This window comes from Hymenobacter cellulosilyticus (assembly GCF_022919215.1).
GTDB classification, from domain to species: Bacteria; Bacteroidota; Bacteroidia; order Cytophagales; family Hymenobacteraceae; genus Hymenobacter; species Hymenobacter cellulosilyticus.
Window position 1 is genome coordinate 3,771,501 of the sequence record NZ_CP095046.1, and the last position, 14,487, is coordinate 3,785,987.

The 14,487-nt window shown below is 60.7% G+C and carries 19 protein-coding genes and 2 pseudogenes; 19 read left to right on the top strand and 2 right to left on the bottom strand.

What is annotated here, in order from left to right; translation table 11 throughout:
* Positions 1-219 precede the first annotated feature (219 nt).
* The 19 genes and pseudogenes from MUN79_RS31215 to MUN79_RS18635 all read left to right on the top strand — a co-directional run bounded on the left by MUN79_RS31215 (position 220) and on the right by MUN79_RS18635 (position 13,145).
* A complete protein-coding gene (locus tag MUN79_RS31215) occupies positions 220-474 on the top strand; it encodes an RNA polymerase sigma factor (protein ID WP_311136786.1) in 255 nt (84 codons plus the stop codon).
* Positions 374-709 (top strand): RNA polymerase sigma factor, encoded by a 336-nt coding sequence (locus tag MUN79_RS31220; RefSeq protein ID WP_311136787.1) that lies wholly within the window; start codon positions 374-376, stop codon positions 707-709. The genes MUN79_RS31215 and MUN79_RS31220 overlap by 101 nt, the downstream gene beginning before the upstream one ends.
* Before the next feature lie 10 nt (positions 710-719).
* Positions 720-1,640 carry a zf-HC2 domain-containing protein gene (locus tag MUN79_RS18565; protein ID WP_244674108.1) on the top strand — a complete coding sequence of 307 codons (921 nt, stop codon included), beginning with the start codon at positions 720-722 and terminating at the stop codon, positions 1,638-1,640.
* On the top strand, positions 1,588-2,457 hold the full coding sequence (locus MUN79_RS18570) for a DUF4097 family beta strand repeat-containing protein (RefSeq protein WP_244674109.1): 870 nt from the start codon (positions 1,588-1,590) through the stop codon (positions 2,455-2,457). The genes MUN79_RS18565 and MUN79_RS18570 overlap by 53 nt, the downstream gene beginning before the upstream one ends.
* Positions 2,457-2,762, top strand: a complete 306-nt coding sequence (locus MUN79_RS18575) for a hypothetical protein (RefSeq protein WP_244674110.1) — start codon at positions 2,457-2,459, stop codon at positions 2,760-2,762. Before MUN79_RS18570 ends, MUN79_RS18575 begins: the two co-directional genes overlap by 1 nt.
* Positions 2,759-3,016, top strand: a complete 258-nt coding sequence (locus tag MUN79_RS18580) for a DUF4097 family beta strand repeat-containing protein (protein WP_244674111.1) — start codon at positions 2,759-2,761, stop codon at positions 3,014-3,016. Before MUN79_RS18575 ends, MUN79_RS18580 begins: the two co-directional genes overlap by 4 nt.
* A gap of 14 nt (positions 3,017-3,030) precedes the next feature.
* Positions 3,031-3,255, top strand: a complete 225-nt coding sequence (locus MUN79_RS18585) for a DUF4097 family beta strand repeat-containing protein (RefSeq protein WP_244674112.1) — start codon at positions 3,031-3,033, stop codon at positions 3,253-3,255.
* A gap of 497 nt (positions 3,256-3,752) precedes the next feature.
* Positions 3,753-4,699, top strand: a pseudogene (gene dnaG, locus MUN79_RS18590) (DNA primase); the annotation flags it as partial.
* Positions 4,673-5,203 carry a hypothetical protein gene (locus tag MUN79_RS31225; protein WP_311136788.1) on the top strand — a complete coding sequence of 177 codons (531 nt, stop codon included), beginning with the start codon at positions 4,673-4,675 and terminating at the stop codon, positions 5,201-5,203. The pseudogene dnaG and the gene MUN79_RS31225, both read left to right, overlap by 27 nt.
* A complete protein-coding gene (locus tag MUN79_RS18595; RefSeq protein ID WP_244674113.1) occupies positions 5,181-5,786 on the top strand; it encodes a hypothetical protein in 606 nt (201 codons plus the stop codon). Before MUN79_RS31225 ends, MUN79_RS18595 begins: the two co-directional genes overlap by 23 nt.
* Positions 5,787-5,847: 61 nt before the next feature.
* The gene (locus tag MUN79_RS30205; RefSeq protein ID WP_262922897.1) at positions 5,848-6,390 is read left to right on the top strand and encodes a potassium channel family protein; all 543 of its coding nucleotides are present in this window, start codon (positions 5,848-5,850) and stop codon (positions 6,388-6,390) included.
* Positions 6,369-6,896, top strand: a complete 528-nt coding sequence (locus MUN79_RS30210; protein ID WP_262923072.1) for a potassium channel family protein — start codon at positions 6,369-6,371, stop codon at positions 6,894-6,896. The genes MUN79_RS30205 and MUN79_RS30210 overlap by 22 nt, the downstream gene beginning before the upstream one ends.
* Positions 6,897-7,150: 254 nt before the next feature.
* A complete protein-coding gene (locus tag MUN79_RS18605) occupies positions 7,151-8,377 on the top strand; it encodes a glycosyltransferase family 4 protein (RefSeq protein WP_244674114.1) in 1,227 nt (408 codons plus the stop codon).
* Positions 8,378-8,391: 14 nt separating this feature from the next.
* The gene (locus MUN79_RS18610) at positions 8,392-9,564 is read left to right on the top strand and encodes a glycosyltransferase (RefSeq protein WP_244674115.1); all 1,173 of its coding nucleotides are present in this window, start codon (positions 8,392-8,394) and stop codon (positions 9,562-9,564) included.
* An 83-nt stretch (positions 9,565-9,647) separates the two neighbouring features.
* Positions 9,648-10,190, top strand: a complete 543-nt coding sequence (locus MUN79_RS18615) for an SMI1/KNR4 family protein (protein ID WP_244674116.1) — start codon at positions 9,648-9,650, stop codon at positions 10,188-10,190.
* A gap of 167 nt (positions 10,191-10,357) precedes the next feature.
* Positions 10,358-11,604 (top strand): annotated as a pseudogene (locus tag MUN79_RS18620) (bifunctional 3,4-dihydroxy-2-butanone-4-phosphate synthase/GTP cyclohydrolase II).
* A 202-nt stretch (positions 11,605-11,806) separates the two neighbouring features.
* Positions 11,807-12,025, top strand: coding sequence for a hypothetical protein (locus MUN79_RS18625; RefSeq protein ID WP_244674117.1), 219 nt, complete (start codon positions 11,807-11,809; stop codon positions 12,023-12,025).
* Between the two features lie 443 nt (positions 12,026-12,468).
* On the top strand, positions 12,469-12,918 hold the full coding sequence (locus MUN79_RS18630; RefSeq protein ID WP_244674118.1) for a hypothetical protein: 450 nt from the start codon (positions 12,469-12,471) through the stop codon (positions 12,916-12,918).
* On the top strand, positions 12,915-13,145 hold the full coding sequence (locus MUN79_RS18635) for a hypothetical protein (RefSeq protein ID WP_244674119.1): 231 nt from the start codon (positions 12,915-12,917) through the stop codon (positions 13,143-13,145). Before MUN79_RS18630 ends, MUN79_RS18635 begins: the two co-directional genes overlap by 4 nt.
* 71 nt (positions 13,146-13,216) lie before the next feature.
* Here MUN79_RS18635 and MUN79_RS18640 read toward each other — a convergent pair whose 3' ends face one another.
* Both MUN79_RS18640 and MUN79_RS18645 read right to left on the bottom strand, forming a co-directional pair.
* Complete coding sequence (locus tag MUN79_RS18640; RefSeq protein WP_244674120.1) at positions 13,217-13,978, bottom strand: ABC transporter permease; 762 nt, start codon at positions 13,976-13,978, stop codon at positions 13,217-13,219.
* 195 nt (positions 13,979-14,173) lie between these two features.
* Positions 14,174-14,482 (bottom strand): hypothetical protein, encoded by a 309-nt coding sequence (locus MUN79_RS18645; RefSeq protein WP_244674121.1) that lies wholly within the window; start codon positions 14,480-14,482, stop codon positions 14,174-14,176.
* Positions 14,483-14,487: the final 5 nt, after the last annotated feature.

The window sequence follows — 14,487 nt, forward strand, 5'->3', positions numbered from 1 at the left end:
ACACTACCATAGCACGCGAGATGTCTCACTGCGTTCGACATGACGTTCTAACAACTCGCACGCTGCCGTTTCAAAAAATAATTCCTGCTTTGCTGTAACCTTCCTTGCCAAGGGCGGTGTCCACCATCAAATAACCCACCACCTACCACCTCTTCCCGGTTGGACTCGCTGTCAGACAATGCGCTTATGCTCCGGGTCAAGGCCGGGGACGTGGACCGGATGGGTCTGCTCTTTGAGCGCTACCACCGCAAGCTGTATTCCTTTCTCTACCATATGCTGGGCCGCGCGGATACCAGCGAGGATTTGGTGCAGACTGTGTTTTACCGCATGCTCAAGTACCGGCACACCTACACCGGGGAGGGGAGTTTCGGACCTGGATGTACCACTTGGCCCGCAACGTGCTGGCCGACCACGTCAAGAAGAACCGCCACAGCATCCACCACGCCGACGTGCAGGACTTTGCCGAGAAAATAGGGGTGGCACCCGGGCCGACGACGCGCTGCAGCGCGAGCAGGAAGTAGCTACCCTGCACCGGGCCCTGGGCCGGCTCAGCGCCGAAAACCGCGAAGTGCTGATTTTGAGCCGGTTTCAGGAACTCAAGTACGAGGAAATAGCCCGGGTGATGAATACGACCGAAGGCGCGGTGAAAGTGCGGGTGCACCGGGCCCTGAACGAGCTGAAAACAATTTACCTGCGCATTGAAAACTGACGGGATGGACATGAATTGCGAACAAGCCCAGCAGCAGCTGCTTGACTACTTACACCTGGAACTGACTACCACCGAGCAGGACCGCCTCGACGCCCATGTGGCCCAGTGCGCCGACTGCCAGGAGGAGCTGCAGGCCGTGCGCCGGGTGTGGCAAACCCTGGGCGCGGTGCCCGAGCCCGCACCGAGCGAAAACCTGCGCCCGGCTTTTTACTCGATGCTGGCTTCCTACAAAGAAGAAATGGAGTCGACCCCGCAAGCCAAGCTGGTGGGCTTCTGGGAAAAACTGCGGGGCCTGCTGGTGCCCGGTCCGGCCCTGCGCCTGGCGTATAGCCTGGGGTTGCTGGTGGTGGGCTTGGCGGCTGGCTATTGGCTCCGTAGCAGCCCGAAAGTTGCTCCGGCCTCGGTCGACCAGAAGCAGCTGGCGGCCCTGACCAGCCAGGTAGAGCAGATGCGGCAGGTGATGCTGCTCTCCCTCATCGAAAACCCCTCAGCCACCGAGCGGCTGCGGGCCGTGAGCTACACCAAGGAGCTGAGCGGGGCCAACGACAAGGTAATTGAGGCCCTGCTGAGCACGCTCAACCACGACGAGAACGTGAATGTGCGCTTGGCTACGCTCGAAGCCCTGGCCCAGCTGGCCCACGAGCCCAAAGTGCGCCTGGGCCTGGTACAAGCTCTCAAAAACCAGGATTCGCCCCTGGTGCAGAGTGCCCTGGCCGACGTGATGGTGCAGCTCCAGGAGCGCCGCTCGGTGCAGCCCCTGCGCCGCCTGCTCCAGCAGCCCGACCTGAACGAGGCCGTCAAAAGCAAGATTAAAGAAAGTATCCAACACCTTTCCACCGGCCGGCCCGCTGCCGCGCCCTCAACCACTGAATCATCCCATGAAGCTACCTATTCACCCCAGCCTGCTAGTCCTGCTGGTCTTGCTGTCTAGCTGCCAAGCAAAAGCCCAGAAACGCGAATTCCGGGAGCAGGTGAGCCGGGAATTCACCCTCACCGCCGACCCAGGCCGCAGCGTGTTGGCCGTGTATAACATCGACGGGCCGGTGAGCGTGCAGGGCACCAGCGGCAACCAAGTAGTGGTGGAAGTAACCCGCCTTATTCGGGCCGACAACGAGGCCGACTTGGAGCAGGGTAAAAAGGAGGCCGTACCGGGCTTTCTGCAGCGCAACGACAGTATTGTAGCCTACATGGCCGGGCCCTATGACTCCCGGCCCCGCCGCAACGGCCGTCATTTCAACCACGACGACATCAAATACAGCTACACGTTTGAGTACGTTATTAAGGCGCCCAGCCCGATGCGTCTGAACGTTTCTACCATCAACAACGGCGCCGTTGTGGTGCAGGACGTCAGCGGCCCGCTGCAGGCCCGCAACATCAACGGGCCCGTCACGCTCAAGAACGTGCAGGGCCCCACCGATGCCGGCACCATCAATGGCAACGTGGAGGCGACTTATGCGCGCAGCCCCGCCGGCAGCTGCCGCTATAGCACTATCAACGGTGACATCAAGGTGACGTATCCGGCCGACGTGGCCGCCGACGTGCGCTTCAAAAGCATGCACGGCGAGCTGTATACCGACTTTCCTAACGTGGAAAACCTGCCGGTGCAGGTGGTGCAGAACAAGGAAAGCAGCACCGGCGGCACCAGGTATAAACTCTCCAAAGGCACGGCCGTGCGGCTGGGTAAGGGCGGCAATGACTTCCGCTTCGAAACCCTCAACGGCGACGTGACCATTAAACGACGACCCTAATGAAAAGCTCCTTTTTCCGGCTGCGTGCCGGCGTGTTTCTGCTTTTACTGCTAAGCTTCACCTGTACTGCCGCGGCCCAAAGCAAAGAGCAGCTGGTGGTACCGCTGAGTGCCCCCGGCAAGCCCGGCCTGCTAAGCGTAAAATTGGTCAACGGCTCCATCAGCGTGGTAGGCTACGGCGGTAAAGACGTCGTGGTGGACGTCAGCAGCCCCGGCCGCCGCCAAGACGAGGACGACCGAAACGAGGACGACAAGGAAAGTACCAAGGGCTTGCGGCGCATTTCCCCAACCCGGGCTTTGACGTGACAATTGAGGAGAAAGACAACAAGGTCTACGTCAAGACCAACTCCTGGCAGCAGCCTATCCACATGACTGTCAAAGTGCCCCAGCGCTTCTCCCTGCAGCTCAAAACCGTGAATGAGGGAGACATTGTGGTCGAAAACGTGAGTGGGGAGCTAGAGCTCAGCAACGTGAACGGGGCCGTCATTATGCGGCAGGTTTCGGGCTCGGCAGTAGCCAACACCGTCAATGGCCCATCAGGGCCTACTTCAAGAACGTAACGGCCGGGGCGCCCATGGCTTTTTCCACTGTCAACGGTGTGGTCGACGTGACGCTGCCCGCCGCGGCCAAGGTGTCCTTGAAGCTCAAATCAGACCAGGGTGAGGTCTACAGCGACTTTGATCTGGTACCGGAAAAGGCTTCGCCCAAAGTAAACCGGACCGCCCAGAACGGAGTGTACCGCGTCAGCACCGACAGCTGGACTTACGGCAAGCTCAATGGGGGCGGGCCGAGATTATGATGAAGTCGTTGATGGGCAATATCTATATCCGCAAGGCTAAGTAAGCACCCCTGAGGTAGTTGGAGTTTGCCGGTAAGCCTGCATTTTTTGTAACCTTCTGGCCCGGCTTGTCGCTATGGGGGAATACGAAACCAGTGCTCTACCACGCCCGCGGGTTGCTGCAACAACCCCGCGGGCGTCTTGCGGGCCCGTTTGTGAGTGACGGGCCCCGATACGGTAGAAACCGTCAGCCGCAACTGGGCGAAACAGCGGCTGACAACCCCAAGAAAGGCGGCCTCTGCACGAGCAGGGGCCGCCTTTCGCTGTTTTAGGCTGGCCGGCCGCCGCCGATTCCCGTCCGGAACTCCAAACGAAAGCTAGCTTTCTGCCCTGCGAACCTCGTACCTTCGTAGTGCTGTTGCCGCGTCCTCTGAACCTGTTGCTAGAAAGTACCCTTGGCTCGTATCCCAAAAGAAACCGTTGACCAGATCATTCACCACGCCGACATCGTTGAGGTGGTGGGTGACTTCGTGACCCTGAAGCGCAAGGGTCAGAATATGTGGGCCTGCTGCCCGTTTCACCACGAAAAGTCGCCGAGCTTTTCGGTAGCCCCGGCCAAGGGCCTTTACAAGTGCTTTGGCTGCGGCAAGGCCGGCGGGGTGGTGCAGTTCATCATGGACATCGAGGGCACCAGTTACGTGGAAGCCCTCAAGTACCTGGCTAAAAAGTACGCCATTGATATTGAGGAAGAGGAAAAGACGCCCGAGGAGCAGCTCGTCCAGAACGAGAAGGACTCCCAGTTTATCGTTTCCAACTGGGCCAAGGACCACTACCAGAAGCTGCTCCACGAAACCGAAGAAGGCGAGAGTATCGGGCTAAGCTACCTGATGCAGCGTGGCCTGAACCAGACCACCATCAAGACCTTTGAGCTGGGCTACTCCCTCGACCAGTGGGACGACCTACTCAAAGCGGCCCAGAAACAAGGCTTCGAGGCCAAGTACCTCGAGAAAACCGGCCTGACCATCGTGCGTGAGGATGACCCTAACCGGCGCTATGACCGGTTCCGGGACGGGTCATGTTCCCGATTCACAACGTCTCGGGCCGGGTTATCGGCTTCGGGGCCCGCACGCTCAAGGCCAACGACAAGACGGCCAAGTACCTCAACTCGCCCGAGTCCGACATTTACCACAAGTCGGATGTGCTCTACGGCTTGTTTCAGGCGCGCCAAGCCATCCGGACCGAGGAAGTGTGCTACCTCGTGGAAGGCTACCTCGACGTGCTGAGTTTGCACCAGGGTGGCATCAAGAACGTGGTGGCCTCGTCGGGCACGTCGCTCACCGAAAGCCAGATTCGCCTCATCGGGCGCTACACCGACAACGTGACGGTGCTCTACGACGGCGACGCGGCCGGCATTCGGGCCTCCTTGCGCGGCATCGACATGCTGCTCGAAGGCGCCCTGAACGTGCGCGTGGTTTTGTTTCCCGACGGCGACGACCCGGACAGCTACATTCGCAAAGTCGGCGACCAGCGCTTCAAGGAATACCTGGACAAGAACAGCCAGGACTTTATTTCCTTTAAAACCCGCTTGGTGTCGCAGGAGGCGGCCCACGACCCAGTGAAGAAGGCTGAAGCCATCCGGGAAGTGCTCCAGAGCATAGCCAAGGTGCCCGACCCGATCAAGCGGCAGGTGTTTTTGCAGCAAACCAGCACCACCTTCGCCATCGACGAGCAGGTGCTCATCACCGAGTACAACAAGCTCGTTAAGAAGGACTCCCAGCGCGCCGCCCCAGCAGCGGGCAGGGCGGCCAAGGAAATCAAAGCAGCAGTGGGAGCGGGGCCGGCAGCCGGCCCCAGTCGGGTAGCCGCCCATATTCAGCCCCGGCAGGCAATTACCAACAGCCGGCCGCCAGCGGGGCCTCAGCCCCGAGGAAGAGGCCGAAATGGCCATGTACGGCGCCACGCCCGATGAGCTGGCCGCGGCCGGCGGCAGCTCAGCCGAGGCCGACACCGACGTAGAGCCCGTGCCCGACGTGCTGCAGGCCTGCGAGCGGGAAGTGGTGCGCCTGCTGCTGCTCTACGCCGCTCAGCCGCTGACCGAGGAAATGGCCGTGGCCCAGTACATTTTCGGCCAGCTCGAGGAAACTACCATTCAGACCCCAATTTACGCCGACTTGCTCCAGCTTTGCCGCCAGGAAATGGAGGAAGGGCGCTGGCCCGAGGTGCGCACCTTTATCCAGCACGGGCGCAGCGACATTCGCATGATTGTCAGTGACCTGGCCACGGAGAAGTACGAGCTCAGCCCCAACTGGAGCACCCACCAAATTTACGTGCCCCGGGAAGTAGACCAGCTCCAGCAAGCCTGCGACAATGCCATTCTGCGCCTCAACAAGGTGAACGTGCAGCGGGAGCTGTCCATCCGCCTCGAAGCTCTGCGCCACCCCATGGACGAGCTAGCTTTGCTCGAAACCCTGCACACTATCAAGCTGCTCAAGAAGATGGACGATGACCTGGGCAACATGCTCGGCACCGTCATCCCGCGCGGGGCTATGTAAACCCGTCATGTCGACTAGCGGGAGACATGAGGTTCATTAACTACTGACAAAACTAACCTGAATGTGGAAACGCGCTAACCTGAGCCGCTTTTTAGTAGCCGTGCTGCTCACCGTCGGCGGGTTTGCAACGGGTATTTTCGGCTTTATGACCATCGAGGGCTACAACTTCCTCGATGCGCTCTACATGACGATGATTACCATCTCGACGGTCGGCTTCGGGGAACTGCACCCGCTCTCGGCGCCGGGGCGGCTATTCGTGTCGGTCTACATTTTCTTTAACCTGCTGGTCATTGCCTACCTCGTGTCGGTGCTCACGACCTATATCTTTGACGGCGAGCTGCGTACTATTTTCAAGATGTTCAAAACCGATCAGGAAATCCGGGGCTACCACGACCATGTCATCGTCTGCGGCTTTGGGCGCAACGGCAGCAAGGCTTACCACGAGCTGCGTGCCAACGGGGCCACGGTGGTCGTTGTGGAGCAAAGCCCTGACTTGGTGCGCGAGGCCGACGCTGCCGGGGCGGGGCCATTGCCACCGTCATCGGCGACGCCACCACCGACGAAACTCTGCTGGCCGCCGGCATCCGCCGGGCCCGGGCCCTGATTACGGCCCTGCCCAAGGATGCCGACAACGTCTTTGTGGCCCTCACGGCCCGGGAGCTGAATCCCAATTTGAAAATCATTGCCCGCGCCAGCCTCAAAACCTCGGAAAGCAAGCTGCTGCGGGCCGGGGCCGACTCGGTGGTAATGCCCGACGAAATCGGGGGCTCTCACATGGCCAATCTGGTGATGCGGCCCGAGGTAATTCGCTTTCTGGAAATGATGAACGGTCTGGGACCCAACAAGCTGCGGCTCGAAGAGCTTAGCTACCGTGAGATTCAGCGCAGCTACCAGGGCCTCAGCATCCGGGAGCTCGACATTCGCTCCCGCACCGGGGCTAACGTCATTGGCCTCAAGCAAAGCACCGGCGAGTTTATCGTCAGCCCCGGCGCCGATACCCGCCCGGCCCCGGCGACGTGCTGCTGGTGCTGGGCACCGAAGAGCAGATCCAGGCCCTGGCCGTCCAGTTCCGAGTGTAGAAGGGACACATGTCGTAGAAGTCAGTTTTAATTACTCTGTCATCCTGAGCTTGCGAAGGACCGTATGGCATACGAACGACAAGCGTAACAAAAAACCGTTCTGACGTAGTAAGGTCCTTCACTCCGCTACGCTGCGTTCATTATGACAAGAGAAATGGGCGGGCTTCCTTAGCCAGCCCGACAGAACGTTCTTTTGCCTGGCCCGGCCAGCAATACCAGCCATCCGGAGCCTTCTGCGTAGCTTTGCCCACCGCTCCGGCTGCTTTCTACCGTTCGTTTTCTTCAGTGCACATCCTTCAACTCTGTCCGCGCGTTCCGTTTCCACCCCATGATGGCGGGGCTATTGCCATGCACGACGTGGCGGCCGGCCTGGCTGCGGCGGGGCACCAGGTGACGGTACTGGCCATCAACACGCCCAAGCACTTTCAGCCCGATACGGTGCTGAGCCATTTGGCCGGCGTGCGCCTCGTGACGGTCCCCGTGGACACCCGCCTTTCGCCGGTGAAGGCCCTGAAAAACCTGCTCGTGGGCCAGGTGCCCTACAACGTGGAGCGCTTTATCAGCCCTGCCGTGGAGGCCCGGCTGGTGGAGCTCCTGCGCACCGAACAGTTCGACGTGGTGCAGGTGGAAGGCACCTTCGTGGCCTGGTACGTGGACGTAATCAAGCGCGAGCAGCCCAGCTTACCGGTGGTGCTGCGGGCGCATAATGTGGAGTACACCATCTGGCAGATGCTGGCCGAAGGCGAAGCCAACCCGCTCAAGCGCCTGTACCTGCGGCATCTGGCCAAGGGGCTGAAGAAATTTGAGCAAGACTTCCTGCCCCGCTTCGACGCGGTGGCTGCCATTACCGAGCCCGACCAGCGCCGCCTGCGGGCCCTGGGCTGCGCCGAGCCCGTGGTGTTCGTGCCCGCCGGTGTCGACCTGACCCGCTTCCAGGTAAATCCGGGTATCCGGGCCAAGCCCCGCACGCTGTTCATGATTGGCTCCCTGGACTGGCTGCCCAATCTGGAAGGCCTCGACTGGTTTCTGGACCACGTCTGGCCCCAGGCCCACGAGCTGCTGCCGGAGCTGGAGCTGCACATTGCCGGCAAGAACACGCCCGCTCGCCTGCAGGGCCTGACGAAGAAGAACGTCATCGTCCACGGCTTTGTGGAGTCGGCCGCCGAGTTTATGCAGCAGTACGACGTGATGATTGTGCCCCTGCTCTCGGGCGGCGGCATGCGCATAAAGATTATTGAAGGCATGGCCCTGGGCAAGTGCATCATCAGCACCGGACTGGGCTCGGAGGGAATTTTTGTGCGCAACGGCTTCGACATTGTGCTCGGCGACGAGCCCTCGGCCTGGCTTGAGTACCTGCGCCGCTACTGTGCCGGCGAGCTGGATCAACAGGCCATTGGGCAGGAAGCCGCCCGCACCATTGCCCGACTCTACGACAACCGCCGGGTCATCGAGGGCTTCGTGGACCTGTACAGCATTGCTTCAACCCGCGTCCAACCCGCCTCCCGCGCCTAAGTTCCGCCCTTTCGATGAAGCTGCTCGTTCTGCTGTCCCGGTTTCCGTACCCGCTTGATAAGGGCGACAAGCTCCGCGCCTTTCACCAGCTGCGCTACCTGGCCCGCCACCACGAAATCTGCCTGCTCGCCCTCACCGATGAAGCTGTGCCCGAGGAGTCGTATGCCGCCGTGCGGCCCCTGTGCCGGGGCGGCCTGCATGTGCACCAGTTGCGCAAGCCTGGCATTGCGCTTAATATGGCCCGGGCCCTGGTTAAGGGGCTGCCTGCCCAGGTGGGCTACTTTTACGACGCCGCCGCCCAGCGCCGCCTCGACACGCTGCTGCAGGAGTTCCGGCCCCAGCACGTGTACTGCCAGCTGATCCGGATGGCCGAGTACCTGCGTCCCCACGCCGGCCAGCTGCCCATGACGCTGGATTATATGGACGTATTTTCGGCCGGCATGCAGCGCCGCGCCACCCAGGCCCCGGGCTGGCAGCGGCCCGTCATCAGCCTTGAAGCCCGCCGCCTGCTCGCCTACGAAGCCACAGTATTTGAGTGGTTTGGGCATCACACCATCATTTCCGACCAGGACCGGCAGCTCATTCACCACGCCCGTCGCCAGCAGATTCACGTGGTGCTCAATGGCATTGACACCGACTTTTTCCAGCCCGACGACGCCCGGCCCAAGGACTACGAGCTGGTGTTCTGCGGCAACATGAGCTACCACCCCAACGTGGACGCGGCCGAGTTTCTGGCCCTCGAAATCCTGCCTCTGGTGCAGCAGCAGCACCCCGGGGCCCGCCTGCTGATTGCCGGCACCACGCCCGTAGCCCGGGTGCTGGCCCTGGCTTCCGAGGCCGTGGTCATCAGCGGCTGGCTGCCCGATATCCGCGACGCCTACGCTTCGGCCCGGGTATTTGTGGCGCCCATGCGGGTGGGCACAGGTTTGCAAAACAAGCTGCTCGAAGCCATGGCCATGCGCCTGCCCTGCCTGACTACACCCCTGGCCAACAACGCCCTGCGCGGCGCGCCCAGCCAGGACTTGCTGGTAGGGGAGTCGGCCGCCGAGCTGGCCGCTGGCATCAGCCAGCTACTCTCGGAACCCGCCTTGGCCGACGCCCTGGCCGCCCGCGGCTTGGAGTTTGTGCGTCGGCACTACAACTGGGCTGCCGCCACCGGCAAGCTCGAAGCCTTATTCGGGAAGTAAGGGCGAGTTCCGGCAAGGGGAGAATCAGGTTTTGCGGCTGAACCCGATGCAGTAAGAGGGTGGTCAAATCCAAATAAGCACTTATGTCCCTGCAGGCCTTCTACGCTCGCCTCGACCAATTCCTGTGCACCGTTGCCTTGGAGGAGCCTACCAGAGTGCTTGGCTGCTCCGAAGCAGAAATAGCCGCGCAGGAGCATACCTACGGGGTTCGGTTTCCGCTTGCCTACCGCCTGTTTCTGAAGTGGTGCGGCCGCACTACTTTAAAGTCGCTGGACCAGGATTTCCAGCTCGACTTCCTGGAATACTATTGGGGCTCCGCCCGCGACCTGCTGGCTGAAAACCAAGCTGTGCTGGAACCCGGCGGCTTTGTGTTTGGCGAATGGCAGGGCTACAACTTCTTTTACTTTCTGCTCGGTTCTGATAATCCGCCGGTCAAGCTGTGCATGATTAAGTCTGATACCGAGCCTGGGTTAGAGTACACCAACTACGGCCGCTTCACCAATTGGCTGATTGACCGGATCAAATCGATGGTGGAAATCCGACAGTCCATTCGGAAAATCAACGTGGATGTACCGGCAGTTTGGGCCGAGCTAGACCAGATAGCCCTAGTAGCCGACTACGCTTAGCGCACTGCTAGCAGTAGGCTTTCCTGATAACGAATTGAAATCCACTTAAAGCCCCGCTACACGGCGCATTTCCATCTCACGCCGAAAAGCCCGCCGAACCCTCGTAACTTCGCGGCGCCATCGGTGGTTATGCTGCCGGGGCATTACTCTCCTGCTCCCCCAATTCCATGCTTGACTCTATTGAAGACGCCATTGCCGATATCCGCGCCGGCAAAGTGGTAATAGTAGTGGACGACGAAGACCGCGAAAACGAAGGCGACTTTATCTGCGCCGCCCGCTGCGCCACGCCCGAGGTCATCAACTTTATGGCTACCCACGGCCGCGGCCTGGTCTGCGCCCCGCTCATCGAGCAGCGCTGCGAAGAGCTGGGCCTGGAGCTGATGGTGGGCCGCAACACGGCCCTGCACGCCACGCCCTTTACCGTGAGCATCGACTTGCTTAAGAACGGCGTGACCACCGGCATTTCGGCTTCCGACCGCTCGAAGACCATTCTGGCCCTGATTGACCCCGACACCAAGCCCGAAGAACTGGGCAAGCCCGGGCATATCTTCCCCTTGAAAGCCCGCAAGGAAGGCGTGCTGCGGCGTGCCGGCCACACCGAGGCCGCCATCGATCTGTCCCGCCTGGCCGGCTTCGAGCCAGCCGGCGTGTTGGTTGAGATTCTAAAGGAGGACGGTGAAATGGCCCGCCTGCCCGACTTGGAACTCGTGGCCAAGCGTTGGGATTTGAAGCTGATTTCGGTACAGGACCTGATTAAGTACCGCCTGCAGAAGGAAAGCCTCATCACCCGCGAAATTGCCGTACAGCTGCCCACCGAGCACGGCGACTTCGAGCTGGTGGCCTTCACCCAGCGCTCCACCAACGCCCAGCACCTGGCCCTGATCAAGGGCGATATCAGCGGCGACGAGCCCGTGCTGGTGCGCGTGCACAGCAGCTGCGTTACGGGCGACATCTTCGGCTCCTGCCGCTGCGACTGCGGCCCCAGCTGCACCGCGCCATGGAGCGCATCGAGGCCGAGGGTCGGGGCGTGATTGTGTACATGAACCAGGAAGGCCGCGGCATTGGCCTGCTCAACAAGCTGCGGGCCTACAAGCTCCAGGAGCAGGGTCGCGACACGGTGGAAGCCAACCTGGAGCTGGGCTTCGGTATGGATGAGCGCGACTACGGCGTAGGCGCTCAGATCCTGCGCGAGCTGGGCATCAGCAAGATGCGCCTGCTCACCAACAACCCCCGCAAGCGCACCGGCCTGGTGGGCTACGGCCTGGAAATCGTGGACACCGTGCCGATTGAGATTGCCGCCAACGCCCACAACGAGCGTTACCTGACCACCAAGCGCGACAAGCTGGGCCACACCATCCTGACCAAGGACCGCCAGCCCCACGCCGACCCCGACTCGGCCGTATCGGTAAGCTAGCCGCCTGCTGCTTAAGCCTCAAAAGCCCGTTCTACGCGAAGTAGAACGGGCTTTTTTGTGGGTAAGCTTCGGCCGTATTCAGCCGTTATATCAGCCGGGGAGGAGACAGACGGCAGAATTATCCGCAGTCCATGCAGCTATTCGCTTGCAAAATGAGTCAAGTACTAAACTCTATATAGGCATTAGCTTAACGATTACCGTTATGTCCATCACTCAGGAATACTTTTGCGGCCTTCCTATCCACGAGCAGCTACAAGTGGTCTTAACCCAAGGCACGTTTCGGGCCACCCGTTACGAAGACACTTACGCTATTACGCAGTACCAGGTAAGCGAATTCAGCGCCGACCTGTACTACTCTTCAGCCTCCACGATGCCGGAGCAGATTCAGGTACAAAAAGCCTGGATTCCACCCGCCAAGTAACGGGCCTTTTACTTCCGAAGAACTTACATAAAGTGGCCGCAGGTGGGCTCTGCTAAGAAGTACGCCCGTTAGAGTCTGGCGTTTGGCGTCACGTCCCTGAGCCACGGGACGGTGGCTGTGGGAAAGAAGTAACGAGCAGGTTTAGACTGGTAAGCATTGGAGCTGGTCGGGTAGGCGGGCTGCGGCGGTGAACCCGCAGCTGGCACTCGTAGTTAGGGCTATAGCGGCTCCCGGGCCAGCATGTTGCGCGACTGAGTCGGCGCCGAAAACAGCTGCTTCCTAGGGTTGAACCTGATTTTGAGTTATCTTTCTTACGCTATGAAAACACTGCGTTACGCACTTGCGACAAGCCTTGCCGCTTTGGGGCTGGGCCTGGGAGCACCGGGGCTGCTACGGCCCAGCAGCTGGCCGCCAACTTCACCCAGCAGTTTGCGGGCAGTACCGTGCTGCTCACTTCCGGCGACACGCTCCGGGGCCCGTTGGTGCTGCACTGCAATGAGGATGTGATTCGCCTCATCATGCCCGACAATACCGTGAATACACTCTCGGCCGTGGCGGTGCAGAGTTTCGCCGTAAAAGGGCAGAAGGACGACCGCCGCGACTACTACGACGACTTCTTCGACACCCGTATGGGCTATTATTCCGGCAGCCCCTACTACAACCGAACCCCGTTCCGGCCGCGGCGCGAGCGGGCCGACACCAGCCTGGTGCGCGTGTTTCGTACCTACCGCTGGAACCACAATAATGATTACAGCGACTTTAAGTCGCCCGGCTTTTTTGAGCAGCTCAGCAGCGGCCCCCACATCCTGCTGCGCCGGGAGATGCTCATTGAACGGGTTGTTAACAATGGCCCCATGTATGGGGCTATGGCAACCCCTACGGCGGAGGCGTGATGAATAGCCGCTACAAGACCCTAAAAGACGCGTTTTATCTGGGCCTGCCCAATGGCAACGTGCGGCCGCTGCGTAATCCGAAGAAGGATCTGATGGCCATCTTCCCCCAGCAATCCAGGCAGATTGAAAAGTACGCCAAGGATAATAAGCTCGACTTCAATGACTCCCGGGAGCTGGCTTTTATTGTAAACTACGCCAACTCCTTGCAAAAAGGACCCGAGCAGTAAGCCGATAACTATAAAAAGCAACGGCCTTGACAATTCGTCAAGGCCGTTGCTTTTGCTGCTAAGCAGTCCGCTTACAAATCCCGGCGACGCAGCAGCAGGTAGCTCAGCAGCCAGAGAAGCGCAATATAGGCCAGAGCCAGGGGGGCCGCCTGGGTGGGCAGCAAGGCGCTGGACGGGCCCGTAACAGTCGCCAGCAATTCCTGGCCGGGCGTGGGCGTGAGGCTGTCGAAAATCTTGACGGGAAAGAACCGGTCAATCTGGTCGGGGGTGCCGAAGCGCAGCAGGGGCTCGACAACCCAGGCGTAGAGCAGAAAGCCCAGAAAAGCCGGTCCGGCCTTGCGCAGCAGAAAGCCCAGCAAGCCGGCCAAGGATAAATACCCCAGCGCCTGCAGGCCGTAGAGCAGCACTGCGCCCAGGGTTTCGGTGGCCCGCCCCAGGGTGTCGGCCGAGCGGGTAAGGCCGAAAAACAAGCCCACGCCCAGCACTGCCAGCACGCCGTAGAGCGCCAGCAAACCCGATACGGCTAGCTTGCCCTGCACCAGGCCCGCGGCCGAGCTGCCATCAATGACCTGCTGGCGAAAGGTGCGGAACTGGAACTCGTCGGTAATCAGGATGATGAGCAGAATGCCCAGCAGCAGATTGAAGTAGCTGGCCACGTAGGCCAGACGGCTCCAGAGCTCGGGAAAGGCGTAGAGCGTGTCGCCCATTTGCTGCCCGTTGACCGTCACGCTGCCGCCCACCGACACAAAGCCAGCTAGCAGAAGCACGTACAACAGCAAAATAACCCACACGGTGCGGTAGGGCAGAATCTTCCGAAGCTCAGCGCGAATCATTGAAGTGGTGAAGTTGTGAGATGGTGAAATGGTGAGTTTGCGGTTCTGATAGTGCCGATGGTGAGAGTCAAACGACAATTCACTATTTCACCGGTTCACTAGCTCACTTTGTAAGTTCCAGGAACTGGGCTTCAAGGCTGCGGTGGCGCACTTCGAGGCCAGCTAAAACGACGCCGCTGGCGAAAAGGGCGCGGTTCAGGTCGGCGGGCGAGCGGCCGGGCGCCAGCACGGCGCTGTGGCCCCGCCGGTTTCGGGGCGTACGTCGCTCACCCAGGGCAACTGACCCAAGGCGTGCAGTAAGGAGGCCGGGGCCAGGTCAGCTTCCACGCGCAGTACCACCCGGTCGGAAGAAGCCAGAATGTCGCGCACGGGGCCGGCCGTGCGCAGTTCCCCGCGCTGTAGCACGGCCACGTGGGTACACACTTTTTCAATCTCGTCGAGCAGGTGGCTGGCAATGATGATGGTTTTGCCCTGGGCCGCCAGGCGCTGAATCAGCTCCCGCACTTCGG